Origin of the sequence: Bradyrhizobium oligotrophicum, assembly GCF_051168495.1 — a bacterium.
Classification (GTDB): Bacteria; Pseudomonadota; Alphaproteobacteria; order Rhizobiales; family Xanthobacteraceae; genus Bradyrhizobium; species Bradyrhizobium oligotrophicum_A.
On the sequence record NZ_JBNPVB010000006.1, the window covers coordinates 94,313 to 116,622 of the forward strand.

Sequence of the window (22,310 nt, forward strand, 5' to 3'; positions counted from 1 at the left end):
TACCATATACCAAACATCCTGCAATTCAGTCAGGCGGCTTGCGGCCGCCTTTCGTAAGCTCAGCGGCCGAGCAGGTCGGGCGCGATCTTCTTGCAGGCGTCGACCAGGCCCTGCACGGCGCCGACCGACTTGTCGAACGCCTCGCGGTCCTTGCCGGCGAGCTCGATCTCGACGATGCGCTCGACACCCTTGGAGCCGATCACGACGGGCACGCCGACATACATGTCCTTCACGCCGAACTCGCCATTGAGATAGGCGGCGCAGGGCAGCACCCGCTTCTTGTCGCGGAGATAGCTCTCGGCCATCGCAATCGCCGACGCCGCCGGGGCGTAATAGGCCGAGCCGGTCTTCAGCAGGTTGACGATCTCGGCGCCGCCGTTGCGGGTGCGGTCGACGATCTCGTCGATCCGGGCCTGCGAGGTCCAGCCCATCTTGACCAGGTCAGGCAGCGGAATGCCGGCGACGGTCGAGTATTTGGTCAGCGGCACCATGGTGTCGCCGTGACCACCGAGCACGAAGGCGGTGACGTCCTCGACCGAGACGTTGAACTCATCGGCCAGGAAGTAGCGGAAACGGGCGGAGTCGAGCACGCCGGCCATGCCGACGACCTTCTTGGCCGGAAGGCCCGAGGCCTTCTGCAGCGCCCAGACCATGGCGTCGAGCGGGTTGGTGATACAGATGACGAAGGCGTCGGGGGCGTACTTCTTGATGCCGGCGCCGACCTGCTCCATGACCTTCAGGTTGATCGACAAGAGATCGTCGCGGCTCATGCCCGGCTTGCGCGGCACGCCGGCAGTGACGATGCACACCTTGGCGTTGTCGAGCGCTTCGTAGGAGTTGGCGCCGGTGTAGTGGGCATCGAAACCGTCGACCGGAGAGGACTGGGCGATGTCGAGCGCCTTGCCCTGCGGGACGCCTTCGGCAATGTCGAACATCACGACGTCGCCGAGCTCCTTGAGGCCGACGAGGTGAGCCAGCGTTCCGCCGATCTGACCGGAGCCAATCAAAGCAATCTTGTCGCGCGCCATGGCAAATTTTCCTTTGAACCCGAAGGAGTGAGGGAGGTCGAAAAGTCGACTGGTGGTTATCCCTTTCGCCCGGGCCGTTCAAGTCACGCTATGGCCAATTGGCGGGCCTGCCTTGATTTCGATCAGGACCGGGCGACGGGCGCTGATGATCCTTTCAGCATGATTGACGTGGCGTTTTCGCGACTGTGTGCCCGGCGGCGGGCGCGGCCGGACATCCGATGTTTGTCAGGTTTCGACTAGGCCCGTAGAAGTCCCGGATGCGGCCGAGTCCTTCCGCCCGTGCGGCAGGGCCAGATAGGACTCCGAGCCCATCTCGATCAGGCGCGAGGTGGTGCGCTTGAACTCCATGGCCTCGACGCCCTCGGCCGCGATGTAGAGCGAGATCGGGTCCGCCGCGGCGGAGGCGATCAGCTTCACGGCATTGTCGTAGAGCGTGTCGATCAAGGTGATGAAGCGCTTGGCGGCGTTGCGCTCCGCGTAGTCCATCACCGGGATGTGGTCGATCAGGATGGTGTGATAGTCGTGGGCGAGCCGAAGATAGTCGGAGGCTGCGAGCGGCTTGTCGCACAAATCGGCAAAGCCGAAGCGGGCGACGCCGTTGGCCGAGCACGGCACGTGCAGGATGCGTCCCTTGACGGTGATGTCGCGGGACCGGCACCGCGCGTTGCCGGTCAGCCTGCCCCACGCCTTGTCGAGCGCGGCGCGCGCATCGAGGTCGGACGGCACCAGCCACATCTTGACGCCGGCGAGCTTCTCCAGCCGGAAATCAGTGCGCGCATCCAGCCGCGCCACGTCCATGTGGTCGGCGATCTGCTTGATGAAGGGCAGGAACAGCGCGCGGTTGAGGCCGCCTTTGTAGAGATCCTCGGGCGCGACGTTGGAGGTCGCCACCACCACCGTGCCGAGATCGAACAGCTTGGCGAACAGGCGGCCCAGGATCATCGCGTCCGCGATATCGGTGACGTGGAATTCATCGAAACAGAGCAGCCAGGCCTGATCGAAGATCGCCTGCGCCGTGAGCCCGATCACATCGGCATCGGCGAGCTCGCCGCGTGCGATGTTCTGGCGATAGCCGTAGATGCGCTCATGCACCTCGGCCATGAATTCATGGAAATGCGCGCGCCGCTTGTGCTCGACCGGACAGGTCTGGAAGAACAGGTCCATCAGCATAGTCTTGCCGCGCCCGACCTCGCCATGGACATAGAGGCCGCGGGGCGGCTCGCTCTTGTCGGCAAAAAGGCGGCCCAACAGGCCCTGCTTGCGCATCGGCTTGTAGGTGGAAAGGCGTCGCTCCAGCGCCGCCAGGGCATCGGCGACCTCGGCCTGGGCGTGGTCGGCCTCGATCGCACCTGTATCGACCAGAGACTGATATTGCGCGCGGAACGCGTCTGACGGAGTGGACAGCATGAGCGCACTCTAGGTCACGAGACTTACGGAAAATGCAATCCGCAAATGGTGGAAGCCGCCATGCAGCGGAGCCGTAAGGTCTTGGTATACGGCACCCGAATGGCCGCGCGCACGTTAGTCCGGGGCTAACGACGTTGCCCCGAGTCCTCACGGGCTCCCGCAGCCGTCAGCCCGGGCTGAGGTCGTAGGCGTCCTCGACGACATAGGGACCACCGCCGGTCGACGCGCGCGACGAGAACAGCACGAAACGCTCGGCGACGAACACCCGGCTCGGGAAATAGCCGCGGACCGACAGATAGTCGGCGACGTCCTGGCTCGATGCGTCGTGCAGCCGCGCCAGCGTGACATGCGGCACGAATTTGCGCCCCTCCGGATCGAGGCCGATCCGCTGCATCATCCGCTCCAGCTCGGCCTGCAGCTCGATCAGCGGCCGACTCGGGGCGATGTTGGCAACGACCGCCCGCGGCTTGCGGCCGCCGAAACTCGACAGCCCCTGCACCGTCACCTCGAACGGCTTGCGGTTCACCCGCCACAGCATCGATGCGATCTCGTTGGCGGACGCGCCGTCGATGTCGCCGATGAAGCGCAGGGTGACGTGGTAATTTTCAGGATCGATCCAGCGGGCGCCGGGAAGACCGCCACGCAAATTGGAGAGCGTCTGGCCGACCTCGGCCGGGATCTCCAGTCCAGTAAACAGACGCGGCATCGTTTCAGGACTCCCGATGCTGGAGGCTGATCCCGAAAATTGACGAGATCATGCCTTGACGAAAATGACCGACGACGAATCGCCAATGCATAATTCCTACCGAATTTATATGACTCCGCGACGGAGGGTGCGTTAACGCCGGGAAAACCTGCGGAAAACCCGGTCCGTAAGGTTATCGCAATTCATCCGCGCACGGCCTCGGGCCTCATTGCCCACGAAGCGGACGCAGGAATGCTTCCACCGTAGGCAGCAGCCTGGACACGATGATGTCGACCCCGGCCGCCGTGGGGTGAATGCCGTCCGCCTGGTTCAGCTTGGGGTCGGCGGCGACGCCGTCGAGGAAGAACGGATACAGCGGCACGCCGAACTCCTTGGCGAGATCGGGGTAGATCGCGTTGAACTTCGCGGCGTAGTCACTCCCGTAGTTCGGCGGGGCCAGCATGCCGCACAGCATGACGGCGATCCCCCGAGCCTTCAGCCGCTTCACGATCTCGGTCAGCGCCTGGCGGGTGACCGCCGGATCAACGCCGCGCAGGGCGTCGTTGGCGCCGAGCTCGACGATGACGGCCTCGGTCCCGTCCGCAACCGACCAGTCGAGCCGGTCGCGGCCACCGGAGGAGGTGTCGCCGGACACGCCGGCGTTGGTCAAGGCGATCGGCAGCCCCTTGGCCTGCAACGCCTTTTGCAGCTTGGCCGGAAACGAATCCGAGGCCGACAGGCCAAGACCGGCGCTCAAGGAGTCGCCGAGTACGACGAGCTTGATGGGCTTGGGCGTATCAGCGTCCGCGAAGACCGGCCCGACTGTCATCAAGGCGAGCATCAACACGAGTATGTGCACGAAGAAATGTCCGCGCCCCTCGACCCGGCTTGCGGAGTTGCCATATGACCGAGCCATGGACAGTCTCATCGAAACCTCGCGTTTGGCCGGCCTCGGGCCGGACACCATTACAATCTCGAACGTCAACCTCTCGCTCGGCACCGGCGCGGCGCGGGTCCATATCCTCAAGGACATCAGCCTGCGGGTGGGACAGGGCGAGACGATCGGCCTGATCGGCCCCTCGGGATCGGGGAAGTCCACGCTGCTGATGGTGATGGCGGGGTTGGAACGTCCTGACAGCGGTCAGGTGGTGGTCAACGGCACCGCTTTCAATGCCCTGGACGAGGACGCCCTGGCCCGGTTCCGCGGCCGCCAGGTCGGTATCGTCTTCCAGTCCTTCCATCTGATCCCGACCATGACCGCACTGGAGAATGTCGCGGTGCCGCTGGAGCTGGCAGGCCATGCCGGCGCCGCCGAGCGCGCGGCCCGCGAACTGGACTCCGTTGGCCTCGGCCACCGGCTGCATCATTATCCGACACAGCTTTCGGGCGGCGAGCAGCAGCGCGTGGCACTGGCGCGCGCGTTGGCCCCGGATCCGGCGATCCTGGTCGCCGACGAGCCGACCGGCAATCTCGACGAGACCACCGGGCGGCAGATCGTTGACCTCCTGTTCACCAAGCATGCCGAGCGCGGCATGACCTTGGTGCTCGTGACCCACGACAGCAGCCTCGCGCACCGGTGCGACCGCGTCGTGCGGCTGCGCTCGGGGAGGATCGAAAGCGAGGCCGACGCGCACGAGTCCGCCGGCGCATGAGCACCGTGTCCGAACCGATTGCGGGCGGCCGCATGGCGGCACTCCCCGTCCGCTATGCCTTGCGCGAACTGCGCGGCGGCTTGCACGGCTTCTATGTCTTCATCGCCTGCATCGCGCTCGGCGTGCTGGCGATCGCCGGTGTCGGCTCGGTCGCGGCGAGCCTCAATGACGGCCTGGTTCGCGAAGGACGCACGCTGCTCGGCGGCGACGTTGCGTTCTCGCTGTTTCAGCGCGAGGCCAAGCCCGAGGAGGTCGACTTCCTGCGCTCGCGCGGGCAGGTCTCGCTGGCGGCGACCCTGCGCGCCATGGTGCGCTCGAGCGACGCCAAGCTCGCACTGGTCGAACTGAAGGCGGTCGACGACGCCTATCCGCTGCTGGGCAGAGCCGAGCTGCAGCCCGACCTGCCGATGGCGGACATCCTGGCCGAGCGCGACGGCGTCTACGGCGCCGCAGCCGATCCGGCGCTGCTGGCACGGCTCGACCTGAAGATCGGCGACACCGTCACCATCGACACGGTCCGCTTCCAGATCCGCAGCGCGCTGCAGGCCGAGCCGGACAAATTGTCCGGCGGCATCGGCCTCGGGCCGCGCTTCCTGGTCAGCGAGGCCGGCCTGCGCGCCACCCCGCTACTGCAGCCCGGCAGCCTGGTGCGCTGGACCTACCGGGTCCGGCTGCCCGACGACGCCAAGGACGACCACGCCGCGGCGTCCTTCATCGCCGACACCCGCCTGACCCTGCCGTCGGCCGGATGGGAGATTCGCAGCCGCAGCAACGCCTCGCCGCAACTGGAGCGGACGATCGGCCGCTTCACCCAGTTCCTGACCCTGGTCGGTCTCGCCGCCCTGCTGGTCGGCGGCGTCGGCGTCGCCAATGCGGTCAAGAGCCATGTCGACCGCCGCACCGAGGTGATCGCGGCGTTCAAGGCGCTCGGCGCCACCAGCCTCGACGTGTTCGGCATCTACCTCGTGCAGGTGATGGTGCTCGCCACCATCGGTTCGATCGTCGGACTATGCGCCGGCGCCGCCCTGCCCTTCGCCATCGTCGGCCTGTTCGGCAAGATCCTGCCGCTGCCGGTCGTCGCGGCTGTCCATCCCGACGAACTAGCGCTCGCCTTCATCTACGGCCTGCTCACGGCGCTGGCATTCGGGCTGTGGCCGCTCGGACGCGTCCGCGACGTTCCGGTGGCGGCGCTGTTCCGCGAGGCCGTCATCGCCGAATGGCACCGGCCGCGCTGGAGCTATCTGGCACTGATCGCCGGCACGGTCGCCCTGCTGATCGCCGTCGTCATCGGCTTGTCCTACGACAAGCGGATCGCCGCGGTGTTCGTCGTCGCCGCCGCGCTCGTGTTCGTGCTGTTGCGGGGCATTGCCGCCGGCGTGATGGCGATCGCACGCAGGCTGCCGCGCAGCCGCTTCCCGATGTTGCGGCTGGCGGTTAGCAACATCTACCGTCCGGGCGCGCTGACGCCGTCGGTGGTGCTGTCGCTCGGACTGGGGCTCGCCGTGCTGGTGACGATCACCCAGATCGACGGCAATCTGCGGCGCCAGTTCCTGGCGCAGCTCCCGGAGCAGGCGCCGTCGTTCTTCTTCATCGACGTTCCTTCAGGCGAAGCCGACCGCTTCCGGGACTTCCTCAAGACCCTGGCACCGCAATCGACGGTGGATGACGTGCCGATGCTGCGCGGCCGGATCGTCTCGGCCCGCGGCGTCCGCGCCGAGGATCTCAAGGCGACTGCGGAAACCGAATGGGTGCTGCAGAGCGACCGCGGCCTGACCTATACGGCGGAGATTCCGAAGGGGTCGAAGGTCGTCGAGGGTGACTGGTGGACCGAGAATTATAGCGGCCCGCCGCTGGTCTCGATCGAGAAGCGGATCGCGGACGGCTTGGGCCTCAAGCTCGGTGACGACATCGTCGTCAACGTGCTCGGACGCGACATCGCAGCACGAATCGGCAACATGCGCACCATCGACTGGCAGGGGCTCGGCATCAATTTCGTGCTGGTGTTCTCCCCGAATGCCTTCAAGGGCGCACCGCACACCCATGTCGCCACCCTGACCGAGGCGCGCTCCGATGCCGCCGAGGATGCCCGTGTCATCCGCAAGGTGGCCGATGCGTTTCCGATGGTGACCAGCGTGCGGGTCCGGGAGGTCATGGAGACGGTCGGCTCGGTCGTCGCCAACCTGGCGCTGGCGATCCGCGGCGCCAGCGCCGTCACCCTGATTTCAGCCATCCTGGTGCTGGGCGGAGCCCTGGCCGCCGGCCACCGCCACCGGGTCTATGATGCCGTGATCCTGAAGACCCTGGGTGCCACGAGATTGCGGCTGCTCGGCGCCTACGCGCTCGAATATCTGATGATCGGCTTCGCCACTGCGGCATTCGGTGTCATCGCCGGGTCTGTCGCGGCCTGGCTGATCGTGACCCGGCTGATGACCCTGAGCTTCGTGTGGCAGGCGGGCAGCGCCGCCGCGGTCGTTCTGGCCGCGCTTGTGGTCACCGTCGGCCTCGGCCTCGTCGGGACCCTGCTCGCGCTCAACCAGAAACCGGCCACGGTGCTCCGGAATCTGTGACGCCGCCGGGATTGCACGGCTTGCGCGTTCATGCCGCACGGTTAACGGGCGTTCTACGGCTCCGACGCGTGCGGAGCGACATTCAGCCGCGCGTGGAAGCTTGCAGCGGATATGCTAGTTTCCCATTTAGGGATTGGGCTCATGGACCTGCCCAAAGATGGCGAATTTGCCGATGACGCAAATTTAATATCTGGGGCAGGTGGGATGAGATAGGGTTTTTCGAGAACCGGAATATGGTCCTGCCCAGGACCGTATCGCCGGGCAACCAACGGGAATCGACCATGTCGGACCTAGACCGCAACTATGCTTCACCCTTTGGCCGGGTGGCCGGGCGCGCCGATGCCGCGACCGTCGACGCCGGTCTGCGCGCCTACATGCTGCGCATCTACAATTACATGAGCATCGGCCTGGCCATCACCGGCTTGGCGGCACTCGGCGTCTACATGGCGTCGGTGACCGGCGATCCGGCGTCCGCTGCGGCCAAGTTCAGCAATAACGTTTACCTGACCCAGTTCGGCTACGCGATGTTCGTGAGCCCGCTGAAGTGGCTGTTCATCCTGGCGCCCCTGGTCATGGTGTTCGCGATCTCGGCCGGCATCAACCGCCTGGCGCCGTCGACCGCGCAGATCCTGTTCTGGGTGTTCTCGGCCTTGATGGGCATCTCGCTGTCGTCGATCTTCCTGGTGTACACCCATACCTCGATCGTGCGGGTGTTCTTCATCACCGCGGCGACGTTCGGCGCGCTCAGCCTGTACGGCTACACGACCAAGCGCGACATGACGGGCATGGGCTCGTTCCTGTTCATGGGCCTGATCGGCGTCGTGCTGGCGAGCCTCGTGAACCTGTTCCTGGCGAGCTCGATGCTGCAGTTCATCGTCTCGGTGGTCGGCGTGTTCGTGTTCGCGGGCCTGACCGCCTGGGATACGCAGCGCCTGAAGAACGAGTACATCTACGGCTACGCTTCCGCGGGCGGCGACATTGCCGAGCGCGCAGCGATCACCGGTGCTCTGTCGCTGTACCTGAACTTCATCAACCTGTTCACGCTGCTGCTGCAGCTGCTCGGACAGCGCGACTGATCCAGCGGCTCACCTGAGCGATCTTCGAAGCCCCGGCCTCACCGCCGGGGCTTTTCTTTTGGTTGCTTACGATGCGCTCAGGGCTCGCATCGTGGAAAGCCAGCCCCGCCGCGGTTGATCGGCCCTTTCGTCCTGGTATTGTTCCACCCATGTCCAGCATCGATATCCGTCCCACCGCCGAGGCCGACCTCCCTGCGATTGCCGCGATCTACGCCCAGGCCGTGCGCGAAGGCACCGCGACGTTCGAACTCGAGCCGCCTGATCTTGCCGAGATGACGCGTCGCTTCCGGGCGCTGACCGACGGCGGCTTCCCCTATCTGGTCGCCATCCTGGACGGTCGTGTCGCGGGCTATGCTTACGCCGGAGCCTATCGGCCGCGGCCGGCCTACCGCTTCACTGTCGAGAACTCGGTGTATCTCGATCCCGCCAGCCACCGGCGCGGCATCGGCACCAGGCTGATGGAGCGGTTGATCGCCGACTGCGAGGCGCGCGGCTTCCGGCAGATGATCGCCGTCATCGGCGATTCCGCCAACGCCGCCTCGATCGGCCTGCACAGCAGATGCGGCTTCACGCTGATCGGCACCCATCCGAATGTCGGCCTGAAGTTCGGCCGCTGGCTCGACACCGTGATGATGCAGCGGCCGCTCGGTGCCGGCAGCACCGACGTTCCGGCGCCGTAGCTTGTCCATGATGTCGGAACATCCGTGTCTGTGCTGACGCACGCACCCCGGACTTGCGACGTCAGACCAGCGCCGGTTTCGGCGCGATCACCAGCAACACGCGCTCGAGCTCGTGACCACGGCGCAGGATGAGGCCGGTAGCCGAGATCACGCTGTACATGCCCTGCTTGCGGGCCAGCCTCGGATCCTTCTCGATGCGGTAGATCGGCACCTCGGAAGCGCGGCGGAATACGGAGAAGACGGCACGGTCGCGGAGGAAGTCGATCGCGTAGTCGCGCCATTCACCATCGGCGACCATCCGGCCATAGAGGTTGAGGATGCGGTTCAGCTCGAGCCGATCGAACGTCACCCGATTGGGCGCTGCAGCCGTGGTGCGGGCTGCCGCCCGGTTCTCGCTGGGATCGGCATCCTCCGGCGTGACGTTCATGAGCGTCCTCCTGTCATCTCCGTGACATGATCGCGCCATCCGCGGACAGCCGCAAGAGGCCGATTTCGCTCTCGAACTTCGGAGCGCACCAGCGGCCGGAAGAGTTCCGCGAACACGCCGCCGTCACGGGATCGTTAGCGGAATCATAATCGCGCCGTGTTTCCGCCCAGGGACTGCCCCCGACGTTGGGCATAAGATTCGTGTGCGTTGGCCCGGTCCTTTCGGTTCCGGATTCCTCAGCCCCCAGCCCCCCGGGGTCGTCAGGATCGGGTCTATTCACAAGTAAGGCAAAGGGCCAACGCGAGTTGGTCCTTTTGCTTTTTTGCATGAGGCGCACGAAGCGCGTTGCGGCACCCCCGTACCACGTGACGCGCCTAGAGCAGGTCAGAGAAAGCGACGATCAGGACGACGGACGGTCAGCGCTCGGGACCACGCGCTGTCGCTGAAACCCGCCCGACCAATGGCAGCTCGGAAAAGGCGGCCCCGAGCATCGCCCCGGGGCGATCACGGCTACCGTCCTGCACATAGACGACGGTGCCATCGACGCCATCGCCTGCGATCTTCTCCAGCGGCATGCTCCAACTGACCGGCGCACCAGTCCAGTCACCCAGCTTCAGCAGACCGCGTACGACGTTGTAGTAGGTCAGCTCGCGGCCGCCATTCTCGCCGCGGGCGACGGAGATCGGGACCACGCGCGAGATCGAGCAGACCCAGACTTCGCCATGCTTGCGCAAGGCCTGGTCGCTGGCAGCAGCCACCGATACCGTGAGCTCCTGGCCTTCGATCGACAGCCGCACCGGCACCGACATCACTTTGCCGCCCAGGGCCGTCTCCTCGATCGCGCCCTCGATCGCGTCGCGATCACTGCCGATCACATGCATCGAACCGTTGATCACCGCCTGCGGCGTATAGACTTCGCGGTCGCCACGAACCCTGGAATAGGCGCGCTGCCGCGCCGTGAAGCGGGAGTCGGCCAGCGTGTCCTTCCAGCCGAGATAGTCCCAATAGTCGATCGGCAGGGAGAGAGCGATGATGGAGGGATCGCGCGCGAGGTCCCCGAGGACCTTGTCCGCAGGCGGGCATGACGAACAGCCCTGCGACGTGAAGAGTTCGATCACCGCACGCGGATCGGACGCGGCCGGCCTGACGAAAGCGATGACCGCACAGACACTCAGCGCCGCGCGCGACCACCACGACATCTGTCCACTCATCGTCACTGCCCTGTCTGGAACATGTCCGCCGCGCCCTGCCGCGCCGCCAATCTGCGAAACCACCCTCGTAATTAAAAGTCTGCAAACGCAAAGGAGGCGGCCCTTGTCATAGGCCGCCTCGTTCATCACCCGCCACTCACTTCAGAGTGAGCCGATCTGTCGCAACGTGCATTGGTTAAGCGGCCAGCTTGCGCAACACGTAGTGCAGAATACCGCCGTTGCGATAGTAGTCGAGCTCGTCCAGCGTATCGATCCGGCAGAGCAGCGGCACCTGCTGCGCCGCACCGTCCGCCGACACGATCTCGGCGGTCAGGGTCTGGCGCGGCTTGAGGTCGCCCTGCAGACCCTTGATGGTGACCTTCTCGTCGCCCTTGAGCCCGAGCGACGACCACGACGTGCCTTCCTGGAAGGTGAGTGGAAGCACACCCATGCCGACCAGGTTGGAGCGGTGGATGCGCTCGAAGCTCTGGCAGATCACGGCGCGGACGCCGAGCAGCCTCGTGCCCTTGGCCGCCCAGTCGCGCGACGAGCCGTTGCCGTATTCGGCACCGGCGAACACCACCAGCGGCACCTTCTCTTCCTGGTACTTCATCGCGGCATCGTAGATCGACATCTGCTCGCCGTCGGGCCAGTGCTTGGTCAGGCCGCCCTCCGGGATATTGCCGTCGGCGCCCTTGAGCATGAAGTTCTTGATGCGGATGTTGGCGAAGGTGCCGCGCATCATGATCTCGTGATTGCCGCGACGGGTGCCGTACTGGTTGAAGTCGGCAGGGCGGACCTGGTGCTCGCTGAGGAACTTGCCGGCGGGCGAGGTCAGCTTGATCGAACCGGCCGGCGAGATGTGGTCGGTGGTGATCTTGTCGCCGAACAGCGCCAGCACGCGGGCCTCGACGATGTCCGTGATCGGCTCCGGCTCCTTCTTCATGCCCTCGAAATACGGCGGGTTCTGCACGTAGGTCGACGACATGTTCCAGCGATAGGTCTCGCTCTCGACGGTCTTGATCTTGCGCCAGTTGGTGTCGCCCTTGAATACGTCGGCGTAGCGCTTCTTGAAGATCGAGGCCTTGACGAACTTCTTGACGAAGTCGTTGACCTCCTTCGTCGTCGGCCAGATGTCCTTCAGGTAGACCGGCTTCTTGTCCTTGCCGATGCCGATCGGCTCGACCGCGAGATCCTTGGTCACGGTGCCCGCCAGCGCATAGGCCACGACCAGCGGCGGCGACGCCAGGTAGTTGGCCTGCACGTCCGGCGAGACGCGGCCTTCGAAGTTGCGGTTGCCCGACAGCACGGCCGCCGCGACCACGCCATTGTCGTTGATCGACTTCGAGATCTCCTCCGGCAGCGGGCCGGAATTGCCGATGCAGGTGGTGCAGCCGAAGCCGACCAGGTTGAAGCCGACCTTGTCGAGGTCCTTCTGCAGGCCGGAGTTCGCGAGGTATTCGGCAACCACCTGGCTGCCCGGGGCCAGCGAGGTCTTCACCCACGGCTTCGCCTTGAGGCCCTTGGCGGCGGCGTTGCGGGCCAAGAGGCCGGCGCCGATCAGCACGCTCGGGTTCGAGGTGTTGGTGCAGGAGGTGATGGCGGCGATGACGACGTCGCCATGGCCGATGTCGAAGTCCTTGCCCTCGACCGGGAAGCGCTGCTCGGCGGCATCCGGCTTCTTGTATTCGCCGGCCAGCGCGGTCGCAAAGCCTTCGGCCACCGCCGGCAGCGCGATCCGGCCCTCGGGACGCTTCGGACCGGCCATCGACGGCACGACGTCGGCGAGGTCGAGCGTCAGCGTTTGCGTGAACACCGGGTCCGGCGACTTGGCGGTGCGGAACAGGCCCTGCGCCTTGGCGTAGGCCTCGACCAGCGCGACGCGCGGCGCCTTGCGGCCCGAGGTCTTGAGATAGTCGATGGTCGCGGTATCCACGGGGAAGAAGCCGCAGGTCGCGCCGTACTCGGGGGCCATGTTGGCGATGGTCGACTTGTCGGCGACCGAGAGATGGTCGAGGCCGGGGCCGAAGAACTCGACGAACTTGCCGACCACACCGAGCTTGCGCAGCATCTGGGTGACGGTCAGCACGAGGTCGGTCGCGGTGACGCCTTCCTTCAGCGCGCCGGTCAGCTTGAAGCCGACGACGTCAGGCAGCAGCATCGACAGCGGCTGGCCGAGCATGCAGGCCTCGGCCTCGATGCCGCCGACGCCCCAGCCGAGCACGGCGAGACCGTTGACCATGGTGGTGTGCGAATCGGTGCCGACCAGCGAGTCCGGATAGGCGACCTCGAAGGTGCCCTTGGTCCGGCCGATCGTCATCTTCTCCTTCTTGGTCCACACCGTCTGCGCGAGATATTCGAGGTTGACCTGGTGGCAGATGCCGGTGCCGGGCGGCACGACGGAGAAGTTGGTGAAAGCCTTCTGGCCCCACTTCAGGAACTCGTAGCGCTCCTGGTTCTGCTTGTACTCCTCGGCGACGTTCTTGCCGAACGCCTTGTTGTCACCGAAGTAGTTCACGATCACCGAGTGGTCGATGACGAGGTCGACCGGCACCAGCGGATTGATCTTCTCGGCATCGCCGCCGAGCTTCTGCATCGCGTTGCGCATGGCGGCGAGATCGACCACGGCCGGCACGCCGGTGAAGTCCTGCATCAGCACGCGCGCCGGGCGGAACGCGATCTCGTGCTCCAGCGACTTCTTGCGCAGCCATTTCGACACCGCGACGATGTCGTCCTTGGTGACGGTGCGGCCATCCTCGTTGCGCAGCAGATTCTCGAGCAGCACCTTCATCGAGTAGGGCAGCTTGGAAATATCCTTGAGACCGTTCTTCTCGGCTGCGGGCAAGCTGTAATAGATGTAGGTCTTCGTTCCGACCTTGAGGGTCTTGCGACTCTTGAAGCTGTCGAGCGAGGTCATGCCTGGAAATCCCAATTGATCTGGATACCCTGAGGGGGTATTTAAGAACCGTCGGCGTGAGGCGCCGAATGGCTTGCAGCGGGCGATTGTGTGCTGCATCAAGTTCCGGCTTATAGAAGCTTTCTATTTGCGCCGCCACAGCCACAAGCAAGCCGCGACGTGGCATCACCCACAAATTCTCACGCGCTAGCCATCAATTCCCTAGGGGCTGTCACGACGGGCCATGCAGCTGTCTCAAACGCTTTCTCCGAGGCTGTTCGGCCGCGACGTCAGATGCGTGCGTGGTGGTCGCGAGGTGTTCGCTGGCCTCGCTTTCGAGGCGGCCGCGGGCGAGGCGCTGGCGGTGACCGGGCATAACGGCGCGGGCAAGACCTCGCTGCTGCGGCTGATCGCAGGACTCTTGCTGCCGGCCGGCGGCACCATCGCCATCGAGGGTGGCGAAGGCGAACTGACGGTGCCGGAGCAGGCGCATTATCTCGGCCACCGCGACGCGCTGAAGCCGGCGCTCAGCGTCGCAGAGAACCTGACCTTCTGGGCCGACTTCCTCGGCGGCGGGATGACGCGGCCGATTCCGGATTGCCTCGCCGCCGTCGGCATCGCGCATGCGATCGATCTGCCGGCTGGCTATCTCTCCGCCGGCCAGCGCCGCCGCCTGTCCCTAGCCCGCCTGCTCGCGGTACCGCGCCTGCTATGGCTGCTGGACGAGCCGACCGCCGCACTCGATGTGGCTGGGCAGACGATGTTCGCCGATCTGATGCGCGAGCACCTCGCCGGCGGCGGACTGATCGTCGCGGCCACCCATGGGCCGCTCGGCATCGACACAAGCGAGCTGCGGATTGGAAACTGAATTGATGGCCCTGGAACAGGCAATTCTTCGCCACGGCGCCGCTGCGCCCCCCTCCCCCTTGCGGGGAGGGGTCGGGGGTGGGGGTCCACACGGGCAGTGTGGCCCGGGGCTCCCCCCCACCCCGACCCTCCCCCGCAAGGGGGGAGGGAGCGCAGCGAACCCGGAGCAACAGGGTCGCTCCCAAGCATTTCTCCGGAAGGCCGTCCGCTCATGACCGCCCTCGGCGCTCTCATCCGCCGCGACATCCGGATCGCGCTGCGCATCGGCGGCGGTGCGCTGATCGGCGTGCTGTTCTTTCTCACCGTCGTGGTGCTGATGCCGTTCGCAGTCGGCCCCGATCTGGCCCTGCTCACCCGTCTCGGCCCCGCCATTCTCTGGCTCGGCGCCCTGCTTGCCAGCCTGCTGACCCTCGACCGTCTCTTCACCGCCGACCACGAGGACGGCTCGCTTGACCTGATCATCATGAGCCGGACGCCGCTGGAACTCGCCTGCGCCGCCAAGGCGCTGGCGCACTGGCTCGCCGCCGGCCTGCCACTGGTGATCGCGACGCCGGTGCTCGGCCTGCTGCTCAATCTCGATGCCACTGCGACCGGTGCCGTGGCCCTGACCCTGTTGGCCGGCACGCCGGCGCTGACCTTCATCGGCATGATCGGCGCGGCGCTGGCGGTGACGATGTCCCGCGGCGGGTTGCTGCTGGCCGTGCTGGTGCTGCCGCTGTCGATCCCGGTGCTGATCTTCGGCGTCGCGGCCTCGCAGGCGGCCATCGTCGGACCGTTGCCGTTCGGGGCGCCATTCTCGATCCTGTGCGCGCTGTCGCTGGTCAGCTTCGTGATCGGCCCGTTCGCAGCTGCAACCAGCCTGCGGAACGGGCTGGATTAACGCGCCGCGTACCGGGGTTTGACCATGATCAACTCTTGCCGAGCGGCGCCGTGCTGATGGACTGCAGCCGCGTCCGCCTTTAACAAGGTCCCCATGTCGCTGATCGACCTCGCCAATCCCACCCGCTTCCTTGCGCTGGCCGCGCGGCTGTTGCCGTGGCTGGCGCTGGTCACGGTCGTCCTGCTGGCCGCCGGCCTCTACCTCTCGGCCCTGGCGCCCGACGACTATCAGCAGGGCGCGACCGTCAAGATCATGTTCATCCACGTGCCCAATGCCTGGCTGTCGATGTTCGTGTGGGGCGTCATGAGCATCGCCTCGCTCGGCACCCTGGTGTGGCGGCACCCGCTCGCCGACGTCGCGGCCAAGGCCGCCGCGCCAATCGGTGCCAGCTTCACCTTCCTGGCCCTGCTGACCGGCTCGCTGTGGGGCCGGCCGATGTGGGGCACCTATTGGGAATGGGACGCGCGGCTGACCTCGGTGCTGATCCTGTTCCTGATGTATCTCGGCCTGATGGCGCTGTGGCGCTCGGTCGAAGACCCGACACGTGCCGCTCGCGCCGCCGCGGTGCTGACCCTGGTCGGCGCCATCAACCTGCCGATCATCAAGTTCTCGGTCGACTGGTGGAACACGCTGCACCAGCCGGCCTCGGTGATGCGGATGGGCGGAACGGCGCTCGACAAATCGTTCCTGATTCCGCTGCTGGTGATGGCGATCGGTTTTTCGTTCCTGTTCGTCACGCTGCACGTCGCGGCGATGCGCAACGAAATCCTGCGCCGGCGCGTGCGCAGCCTGCAGATGCTGCAGGCGCGCGCGTACACGACCGGCGCGGCCGCCGGCGATGCCACAGGCCACGTCGTGGGAGCGGCCTGACATGGACCTCGGCCCCTACACCTCCTTCATCGCGACCTCCTATCTGGCGGCTGCGCTCGTCGTGGTGCTGCTGATCGTCTGGATCGCCATCGACTACCGTACCCAGAAGGCGCGGCTGCGCGCGCTGGAGGACAGCGGCATCAGCCGGCGCTCCGGCCGCTCGGCGACGGACATCCCATGACCGAACAGACCGCAACTGAGCCGGCCTCGCGCCGCCGCTCGTTCCTGATGCTGCTGCCGCTGCTGCTCTTCCTGGGGCTGGCGGCACTGTTCTGGTCGCGCCTCGGCAATGGCGACCCGTCGCGGATTCCGTCGGCGCTGATCGGGCGGCCCGCGCCGAATACGCCGCTGCCGGCGCTGCCGGAACTGGCCCGCGATGGCGCGCTGGTCCCCGGCCTCGACCCGGCCGCACTCAAGGGCAAGGTCAGCATCGTCAACGTCTGGGCGTCCTGGTGCGTGCCCTGCCACGACGAAGCGCCGTTGCTGGTCGAGCTCGGCCGCGACAAGCGCTTCCAGATCATCGGCATCAACTACAAGGACGGCGCCGACAACGCCCGCCGCTTCCTCGGCCGCTACGGCAACCCCTATGACGTCGTCGGCGTCGACGGCAACGGCCGCGCCGGCATCGAATGGGGCGTCTACGGCGTGCCCGAGACCTTCGTGGTCGGCCGCGAGGGCACCATCGTCTACAAGCTGGTCGGCCCGATCACGGCCCAGAACATCGATGCGGTGCTGAAGCCGGAGATCGAGAAGGCGCTGAAGGCGGGCGGTTAGCTCCTCTTACGGCAACTGTTCGTTTCTCGTCATCGCGAGCGAAGCTGTCCGTTCCACCCCCAACTGTCATCGCCCGGCTTGACCGGGCGATCCAGTACGCCGTGACAGCTGAGAGACTCACGACGGACGCGGCGTACTGGATCATCCGCTTTCGCGGATGATGACACCGAGGTTGAGGCGCGAGCGCAACTTCTCACGAGCTGGTTTGCTCAAGGCGAGCCGTTCATTGCTCGTCATTGCGAGCGAAGCGAAGCAATCCAGGGCGTCGCTCGCCGCCCTGGATTGCTTCGTCGCCGCGCTCCTCGCAATGACGCCGGGTGGGCCGAGCTACCCCTTGCTCACGTCCCCCTCTGCGGCATCGCTGGCCTGCAGCGACGCCGGGTCCTGGTGGTAGCGCTTGATCAGCGGCATCTGGGCGATGGCGAAGATCATGGTCAGCGGCAGGACGCCGAACGCCTTGAAGCCGACCCAGAAATCCGTGGTCTGGGTCCGCCAGACGATCTCGTTCAGCACCGCCATCGCGGCGAAGAACAGCGCCCAGCGGAAGGTGAGGGTGCGCCAGCCCGCCGGCGTCAGATTGAACACCTGATCGAACATGATCGCGATGAAGGAGCGGTTGAACAGCAATCCGCCGCCGAGCACGGCCGCGAACAGTCCGTAGATGATGGTCGGCTTGAGCTTGATGAAGGTCTCGTCGTGCAGCACCAAGGTGAGCGTGCCGAACACGATCACCACCACGGCGGTGACCAGCGCCATCAACGGGATGTGGCGTGTCACGACATAGGACACGATCAGCGCCGCGACGATCGCGACCATGAACGCGCCGGTCGCGGCGAACAGGTTGAACTTGGCGTTGACGACGAAGAAGACGATCAGAGGGCCAAGTTCGGTGGCCAGTTTGAACAGCGGATGCGGCTGGGTCTTGTCCATTCCATGTCCCGTTGGCTGTCATCATCCGCGGCGGCGGCTGATCCAGTCGTGCTTGATCAATCGTGCGCCGAAGCCGCGCGGTGACGTCAATCCTCGATGCCGGCGATCGCCCGCGCAAAATCCCTGGCGGCGAACGGCTGCAGATCCTCGACGCCCTCGCCGACGCCGATGAAGTGCACCGGCAGCTTGAACTTCTCGGACAGCGCCACCAGGATGCCGCCGCGCGCCGTGCCATCGAGCTTGGTCATGACGAGGCCCGTGACGCCTGCCGTACGATGGAACGCCTCGACCTGCGACAGCGCATTTTGTCCCACGGTGGCATCGAGCACGAGCAGCACCGCATGCGGCGCCGAGGCGTCGACCTTGCGAATGACTCGCACCACCTTTTCGAGTTCGTTCATCAGCTCGGCCTTGTTCTGCAGCCGACCGGCGGTGTCGATCAGCAGAATGTCGCGACCCTGCTCCTTCGCGGCGGTCAGCGCGTTGAAGGCGAGGCCCGCGGAGTCCGAGCCCTGCGCGCCGGCGATGACCGGTGCCTTGGTGCGTTCGCCCCAGACCTTGAGCTGCTCGATGGCGGCGGCGCGGAACGTATCGCCCGCGGCCAGCATCACCTGCTTGCCTTCGGAGGCGAATTTCTGCGCCAGCTTGCCGATGGTCGTGGTCTTGCCGGAGCCGTTGACGCCGACGACGAGGATGACGAACGGCTCGTGGCCGGGCGCGATCTCCAGCGGCTTTGCCACCGGCGACAGCACCTTCTCGACCTCGGTCGCGACCACCGCCTTGACCTCGTCGGCGCTGATCGCCTTGTCGTAGCGCCCGTGGCCGACGGCCTCCGCGATCCGCGCCGCCACCTGGGTGCCGAGATCGGCACGCAGCAGCACGTCCTCGATGTCATCCAGCATCGCGCGGTCGAGCTTGCGCTTGGTGACGAGATCGGCCACGGCGGTGCCGAGCGCGCCGGAGGTGCGCTTCAGGCCGGCCGACAGCCGCCGCCACCACGACAGCTTGGGTGTTTCGGAGGTGGTATCGTTCATGGCGTGGTGTTAGCCCTTTCCTCCCGCAAACGAAAGCCTCGCACCCGCAATACGGTTTCCATGGACATTAACCAACCTTCCGATGAGGAGATGCTGGCCCGCGTGCTCCACCGCGACGGACTGATGCTGGTGATCGACAAGCCGGCCGGCATTCCCGTGCACAAGGGACCGAAGGGCGGCCCGAACCTCGAAGCCTCGTTCGACGCCCTGCGCTTCGGCCTGCCGCGCCCGCCGGTGCTGGCACATCGGCTGGACAAGGAAACCTCGGGCTGTCTGGTGCTCGGCCGTCATCGCAAGGCAACGGCCTCGCTCGGGCTTTTGTTCAAGCACGGCAAGATTTCGAAGACGTACTGGGCCGTGGTCGAGGGCGGCCCGGAGGCTGACGAGGGCGTGATCGAGCTGCCGCTAGGCAGGCTCAACGCCGAGCGCGGCTGGTGGCAGAAGCCGGACCCGGAAGGCCAGCCGGCGGTGACGAAATGGCGCGTGCTGGGGCGGTCGTTCTTCTCCCCTCCCCCTTGCGGGGAGGGGTCGGGGGTGGGAGTCCCAGCAAAGACTGCCCGTGTGGACCCCCCACCCCAACCCTCCCCCGCAAGGGGGGAGGGAGCGCACCTGTCGAGCGGTGAGAAAGTTCACGCCACTGGTCCGCGACTCACCTGGCTCGCCATGGAACCCATCACCGGCCGCACCCACCAGCTCCGTGTGCATGCAGCATCCCAGGGCTGGCCGATCGTCGGCGACAACATCTACGGCAACGGCCCGCGCTTCGGCGAGCCGCGGCTGCATCTGCACGCGCGCGAGATTTCGATTCCGCTGTCGAAGAACAAGCCACCGGTGCAGGTCGTGGCCCCGGCCCCGGCGCACATGCATGAGCGGCTGCGACTGTGCGGGTGGAACGGGGAGTGAGGCGCCGCTCTCTCCATTCGTCATGGCCGGGCTTGTCCCGGCCATCCACGCCTCAGTTATCGGAAACAGCGTGGATGCCCGGGCCTTCGCCGCGCCGAAGTGGCTCCGGCCCCGCAGGCGGGTCAAGCCCGGGCATGACGGAGTTCAGGGCCAATAGCCGCGTACTATCATGTCCGACGATGACGAGCCGCTGCACGGTGCCCGGCTCGGCTCCGCTGACTGCCACCGGCAGATAATGCTCCGTCCGCCCCTGCGTCGCGCTCTCCATCAGCACCTCACGCGTGCAGCCGATCTCGGCATCCAGCCGCCGCCGAAACGCCGCGTCTCCGGCTGCCCGCAGCCGCCGTGCGCGATCGCGGATGGCGGCGCCGTCGACCTGCGGCATGCGCGCGGCCGGCGTGCCGGGGCGAGGCGAATAGGGAAAGACGTGCAGGAAGGTCAGGCCGCACTCCTCGACCAGATCGAGCGAGCGCGTGAACATCTCCTCGGTCTCGGTCGGGAAGCCCGCGATCAGGTCGGCACCGAGCGCGATGTCCGGCCGCAGCCGCCGCACCTGGTCACAGAACGCGATGGCATCGGCGCGGGAATGCCGCCGCTTCATCCGCTTCAGGGTCAGATCATCTCCCGCCTGCAGCGACAGATGCAGATGCGGCATCAGCCTCGCATCATCGGCGAGCGCATCGAGCAGGTCGGCATCGGCCTCGATCGAATCGATCGAGGAGATGCGCAGCCGCTTCAGCTCGGGCACATGACGCAGAATCTGCTTCACCAGCCGGCCGAGTTTCGGCGCACCCGGCAGATCCGCGCCATAGCTCGTGAGATCGACGCCCGTCAGCACGATCTCGGCATGGCCGCGCTCGGTCAGCGCGCGCACCTGGTCGACCACGGCCCCCATCGGCACCGAGCGCGAATTGCCGCGGCCATAGGGGATGATGCAGAAGGTGCAGCGATGATCGCAGCCGTTCTGCACCTGGACGAACACGCGCGGCAGGCCGCGCTGAAAGCCGTCGACGAGATGCGGCGCCATCTCCGTCACCGCCATGATGTCGGAGACGGCGATCTTCTCTGACGTGTCGATGCCGAAGCGCGGCACCGCCAGCGCCTGCGCGGTCGCGCGCCACGTGTCCGGCTGCAGCTTGTCGTCATTGCCGATGACGCGGTCGACCTCGGGCATCGCGGCGAACATCGCGCTTTGCGTCTGCGCCGCGCAGCCGGTCACCACGATGCGCGCCGCCGGTCGCTCCCGCTTCAATTTGCGGATCGACTGGCGGGCCTGAGCCACCGCCTCGTTGGTGACGGCGCAGCTGTTGATCACGATGGTGTCGTCAGCGCCCGCAGCCTCGGCGTGCCGCGCGATCAGCTCGGATTCGAAGGCGTTGAGCCGGCAACCGAAGGTGACGACATCGACGCTCATGCGACGCTGGCGAACAGTTGCGGCTCGAACCGCCCCTCGAACTCGAACGTCGCCGTCCCCGTCATCAGCACGTGATCGTCGCGCTCGCGCCACTCGATCGTCAGCTCGCCGCCGGGCAGCGCCATCTGGACGATACGGTTGGCGCGCTTGAGCCGGGCGGCGGCGACGGCGGTCGCGCAGGCGGCCGAGCCGCAGGCTTTCGTCAATCCGGCGCCGCGCTCCCAGGTCCGCATCGTGATGTGGTCGCGATCGACGACGTGCGCGAGCGTGATGTTCGCCCGCTCCGGGAAAATCGGATGGTTTTCGAGCAGCGGCCCGAACCGCTCCAGATCATAGGCGTGGACGTCCTCGACCCAGAACACCGCGTGCGGATTGCCCATGCTGACGACCGACGGCGAATGCAGGATCGGCGCATCGATCGGCCCGATCTGCAGCTCGATGTAGCGGGTGTCACGAAACTCCTCGGCGAGCGGAATGTCCCGCCAGCCGAACTTCGGCGCGCCCATGTCGACCGTGTAGAGATCCGGCGCCGGGCCCTGCCAGCAGTTCAACAGACCGGCCCGCGTCTCGAAGGTCGCGCTGGCCTGCCCGGTCTTCCCGAACACTTGCCGGACCACGCAGCGCATGCCATTGCCGCAGGCGCCGGATTCCGAGCCGTCATTGTTGTAGATGCGGATGAAGGCCTCGGTGCCGTCCAGCCGCGGCGGCTGCAGCACCATCAGCTGGTCGTAGGGCACGCGGGACGCCACCGCGCGCGCCTCGTCCGGCGTGACGACGTGCTTCACGTCGCGCAGGTCGAGCACGACGATCTCGTTGCCGATGCCGTTCATCTTGACGAAGCTGTGGTCGGCGAGCGCGCTCATCAAAATATCCCAATTGTGCCTGCTTTATATGGCCACAGGCGTGGCCTTGACCAGTCCGCAGGGGGACATGACGCATCTGTCATGGGACGCCGCGCCGCGGGGCATGTTAGTACCAGCCATTCGCCGGCACGAACCGGGCCACGCCGCACGGCCACTGGAGAATAGTC

At 66.2% G+C, this 22,310-nt stretch carries 21 protein-coding genes; 10 read left to right on the top strand and 11 right to left on the bottom strand.

Annotated elements, in window-relative coordinates; translation table 11 throughout:
• Positions 1-59: 59 nt before the first annotated feature.
• From mdh to ACQR1B_RS13985, 4 genes are all read right to left on the bottom strand, one after another.
• Positions 60-1,028: a malate dehydrogenase gene (gene mdh / locus ACQR1B_RS13970; protein ID WP_172112917.1), complete on the bottom strand. Its 969-nt coding sequence runs from the start codon at positions 1,026-1,028 to the stop codon at positions 60-62.
• 225 nt (positions 1,029-1,253) lie between these two features.
• Entirely contained in the window at positions 1,254-2,435 is a 1,182-nt protein-coding gene (gene zapE / locus ACQR1B_RS13975) for a cell division protein ZapE (protein WP_434832981.1), read from the bottom strand.
• Positions 2,436-2,601: 166 nt separating this feature from the next.
• On the bottom strand, positions 2,602-3,141 hold the full coding sequence (thpR, locus tag ACQR1B_RS13980) for an RNA 2',3'-cyclic phosphodiesterase (protein ID WP_434832982.1): 540 nt from the start codon (positions 3,139-3,141) through the stop codon (positions 2,602-2,604).
• Between the two features lie 205 nt (positions 3,142-3,346).
• The gene (locus ACQR1B_RS13985) at positions 3,347-3,979 is read right to left on the bottom strand and encodes an arylesterase (protein ID WP_434833131.1); all 633 of its coding nucleotides are present in this window, start codon (positions 3,977-3,979) and stop codon (positions 3,347-3,349) included.
• A 55-nt stretch (positions 3,980-4,034) separates the two neighbouring features.
• On the opposite strand from ACQR1B_RS13985, the gene ACQR1B_RS13990 reads away from it, so the two are divergent.
• From ACQR1B_RS13990 to ACQR1B_RS14005, 4 genes are all read left to right on the top strand, one after another.
• Positions 4,035-4,772, top strand: coding sequence for an ABC transporter ATP-binding protein (locus tag ACQR1B_RS13990; RefSeq protein WP_434832983.1), 738 nt, complete (start codon positions 4,035-4,037; stop codon positions 4,770-4,772).
• Complete coding sequence (locus ACQR1B_RS13995) at positions 4,769-7,339, top strand: ABC transporter permease (RefSeq protein ID WP_434832984.1); 2,571 nt, start codon at positions 4,769-4,771, stop codon at positions 7,337-7,339. The genes ACQR1B_RS13990 and ACQR1B_RS13995 overlap by 4 nt, the downstream gene beginning before the upstream one ends.
• Positions 7,340-7,620: 281 nt before the next feature.
• Entirely contained in the window at positions 7,621-8,415 is a 795-nt protein-coding gene (locus ACQR1B_RS14000; protein WP_434832985.1) for a Bax inhibitor-1/YccA family protein, read from the top strand.
• Between the two features lie 149 nt (positions 8,416-8,564).
• A complete protein-coding gene (locus tag ACQR1B_RS14005; protein WP_434832986.1) occupies positions 8,565-9,095 on the top strand; it encodes a GNAT family N-acetyltransferase in 531 nt (176 codons plus the stop codon).
• 61 nt (positions 9,096-9,156) lie between these two features.
• Here ACQR1B_RS14005 and ACQR1B_RS14010 read toward each other — a convergent pair whose 3' ends face one another.
• The 3 genes from ACQR1B_RS14010 to acnA all read right to left on the bottom strand — a co-directional run bounded on the left by ACQR1B_RS14010 (position 9,157) and on the right by acnA (position 13,629).
• Positions 9,157-9,522, bottom strand: coding sequence for a DUF2794 domain-containing protein (locus tag ACQR1B_RS14010; protein ID WP_434832987.1), 366 nt, complete (start codon positions 9,520-9,522; stop codon positions 9,157-9,159).
• 416 nt (positions 9,523-9,938) lie between these two features.
• Positions 9,939-10,721 (bottom strand): DUF1223 domain-containing protein, encoded by a 783-nt coding sequence (locus ACQR1B_RS14015; protein ID WP_434833132.1) that lies wholly within the window; start codon positions 10,719-10,721, stop codon positions 9,939-9,941.
• 187 nt (positions 10,722-10,908) lie between these two features.
• Positions 10,909-13,629 (bottom strand): aconitate hydratase AcnA, encoded by a 2,721-nt coding sequence (acnA, locus tag ACQR1B_RS14020; protein ID WP_434832988.1) that lies wholly within the window; start codon positions 13,627-13,629, stop codon positions 10,909-10,911.
• A gap of 223 nt (positions 13,630-13,852) precedes the next feature.
• Between acnA and ccmA the strand changes: the two genes are divergently transcribed.
• From ccmA to ACQR1B_RS14045, 5 genes are all read left to right on the top strand, one after another.
• Entirely contained in the window at positions 13,853-14,476 is a 624-nt protein-coding gene (ccmA, locus tag ACQR1B_RS14025; protein WP_434832989.1) for a heme ABC exporter ATP-binding protein CcmA, read from the top strand.
• 210 nt (positions 14,477-14,686) lie between these two features.
• Positions 14,687-15,355 carry a heme exporter protein CcmB gene (ccmB, locus tag ACQR1B_RS14030; protein WP_006611638.1) on the top strand — a complete coding sequence of 223 codons (669 nt, stop codon included), beginning with the start codon at positions 14,687-14,689 and terminating at the stop codon, positions 15,353-15,355.
• Between the two features lie 93 nt (positions 15,356-15,448).
• Entirely contained in the window at positions 15,449-16,225 is a 777-nt protein-coding gene (locus ACQR1B_RS14035) for a heme ABC transporter permease (RefSeq protein ID WP_434832990.1), read from the top strand.
• 1 nt (position 16,226) lies between these two features.
• A complete protein-coding gene (gene ccmD / locus ACQR1B_RS14040; RefSeq protein WP_434832991.1) occupies positions 16,227-16,406 on the top strand; it encodes a heme exporter protein CcmD in 180 nt (59 codons plus the stop codon).
• Complete coding sequence (locus ACQR1B_RS14045) at positions 16,403-16,999, top strand: DsbE family thiol:disulfide interchange protein (RefSeq protein ID WP_434832992.1); 597 nt, start codon at positions 16,403-16,405, stop codon at positions 16,997-16,999. The genes ccmD and ACQR1B_RS14045 overlap by 4 nt, the downstream gene beginning before the upstream one ends.
• 327 nt (positions 17,000-17,326) lie before the next feature.
• Here ACQR1B_RS14045 and ACQR1B_RS14050 read toward each other — a convergent pair whose 3' ends face one another.
• The gene (locus ACQR1B_RS14050) at positions 17,327-17,929 is read right to left on the bottom strand and encodes a septation protein A (RefSeq protein ID WP_434832993.1); all 603 of its coding nucleotides are present in this window, start codon (positions 17,927-17,929) and stop codon (positions 17,327-17,329) included.
• Between the two features lie 86 nt (positions 17,930-18,015).
• The gene (gene ftsY, locus ACQR1B_RS14055; protein ID WP_434832994.1) at positions 18,016-18,963 is read right to left on the bottom strand and encodes a signal recognition particle-docking protein FtsY; all 948 of its coding nucleotides are present in this window, start codon (positions 18,961-18,963) and stop codon (positions 18,016-18,018) included.
• A 60-nt stretch (positions 18,964-19,023) separates the two neighbouring features.
• On the opposite strand from ftsY, the gene ACQR1B_RS14060 reads away from it, so the two are divergent.
• Complete coding sequence (locus ACQR1B_RS14060; RefSeq protein WP_434832995.1) at positions 19,024-19,866, top strand: RluA family pseudouridine synthase; 843 nt, start codon at positions 19,024-19,026, stop codon at positions 19,864-19,866.
• A 52-nt stretch (positions 19,867-19,918) separates the two neighbouring features.
• Here the strand turns inward: ACQR1B_RS14060 and mtaB are convergent, their stop codons facing one another.
• Positions 19,919-21,280, bottom strand: coding sequence for a tRNA (N(6)-L-threonylcarbamoyladenosine(37)-C(2))-methylthiotransferase MtaB (gene mtaB, locus ACQR1B_RS14065; RefSeq protein ID WP_434832996.1), 1,362 nt, complete (start codon positions 21,278-21,280; stop codon positions 19,919-19,921).
• Positions 21,277-22,143 (bottom strand): diaminopimelate epimerase, encoded by an 867-nt coding sequence (gene dapF, locus ACQR1B_RS14070; RefSeq protein WP_434832997.1) that lies wholly within the window; start codon positions 22,141-22,143, stop codon positions 21,277-21,279. Before dapF ends, mtaB begins: the two co-directional genes overlap by 4 nt.
• Positions 22,144-22,310 lie beyond the last annotated feature (167 nt).

Coding starts and splice junctions, on each gene's coding strand:
- mdh (WP_172112917.1), bottom strand. CDS start 1,028: ATGGCGCGCGACAAGATTGCTTTGATTGGCTCCGGTCAGATCGGCGGA.
- zapE (WP_434832981.1), bottom strand. CDS start 2,435: ATGCTGTCCACTCCGTCAGACGCGTTCCGCGCGCAATATCAGTCTCTG.
- thpR (WP_434832982.1), bottom strand. CDS start 3,141: ATGCCGCGTCTGTTTACTGGACTGGAGATCCCGGCCGAGGTCGGCCAG.
- ACQR1B_RS13990 (WP_434832983.1), top strand. CDS start 4,035: ATGGACAGTCTCATCGAAACCTCGCGTTTGGCCGGCCTCGGGCCGGAC.
- ACQR1B_RS13995 (WP_434832984.1), top strand. CDS start 4,769: ATGAGCACCGTGTCCGAACCGATTGCGGGCGGCCGCATGGCGGCACTC.
- ACQR1B_RS14000 (WP_434832985.1), top strand. CDS start 7,621: ATGTCGGACCTAGACCGCAACTATGCTTCACCCTTTGGCCGGGTGGCC.
- ACQR1B_RS14005 (WP_434832986.1), top strand. CDS start 8,565: ATGTCCAGCATCGATATCCGTCCCACCGCCGAGGCCGACCTCCCTGCG.
- ACQR1B_RS14010 (WP_434832987.1), bottom strand. CDS start 9,522: ATGAACGTCACGCCGGAGGATGCCGATCCCAGCGAGAACCGGGCGGCA.
- ACQR1B_RS14015 (WP_434833132.1), bottom strand. CDS start 10,721: ATGTCGTGGTGGTCGCGCGCGGCGCTGAGTGTCTGTGCGGTCATCGCT.
- acnA (WP_434832988.1), bottom strand. CDS start 13,629: ATGACCTCGCTCGACAGCTTCAAGAGTCGCAAGACCCTCAAGGTCGGA.
- ccmA (WP_434832989.1), top strand. CDS start 13,853: ATGCAGCTGTCTCAAACGCTTTCTCCGAGGCTGTTCGGCCGCGACGTC.
- ccmB (WP_006611638.1), top strand. CDS start 14,687: ATGACCGCCCTCGGCGCTCTCATCCGCCGCGACATCCGGATCGCGCTG.
- ACQR1B_RS14035 (WP_434832990.1), top strand. CDS start 15,449: ATGTCGCTGATCGACCTCGCCAATCCCACCCGCTTCCTTGCGCTGGCC.
- ccmD (WP_434832991.1), top strand. CDS start 16,227: ATGGACCTCGGCCCCTACACCTCCTTCATCGCGACCTCCTATCTGGCG.
- ACQR1B_RS14045 (WP_434832992.1), top strand. CDS start 16,403: ATGACCGAACAGACCGCAACTGAGCCGGCCTCGCGCCGCCGCTCGTTC.
- ACQR1B_RS14050 (WP_434832993.1), bottom strand. CDS start 17,929: ATGGACAAGACCCAGCCGCATCCGCTGTTCAAACTGGCCACCGAACTT.
- ftsY (WP_434832994.1), bottom strand. CDS start 18,963: ATGAACGATACCACCTCCGAAACACCCAAGCTGTCGTGGTGGCGGCGG.
- ACQR1B_RS14060 (WP_434832995.1), top strand. CDS start 19,024: ATGGACATTAACCAACCTTCCGATGAGGAGATGCTGGCCCGCGTGCTC.
- mtaB (WP_434832996.1), bottom strand. CDS start 21,280: ATGAGCGTCGATGTCGTCACCTTCGGTTGCCGGCTCAACGCCTTCGAA.
- dapF (WP_434832997.1), bottom strand. CDS start 22,143: ATGAGCGCGCTCGCCGACCACAGCTTCGTCAAGATGAACGGCATCGGC.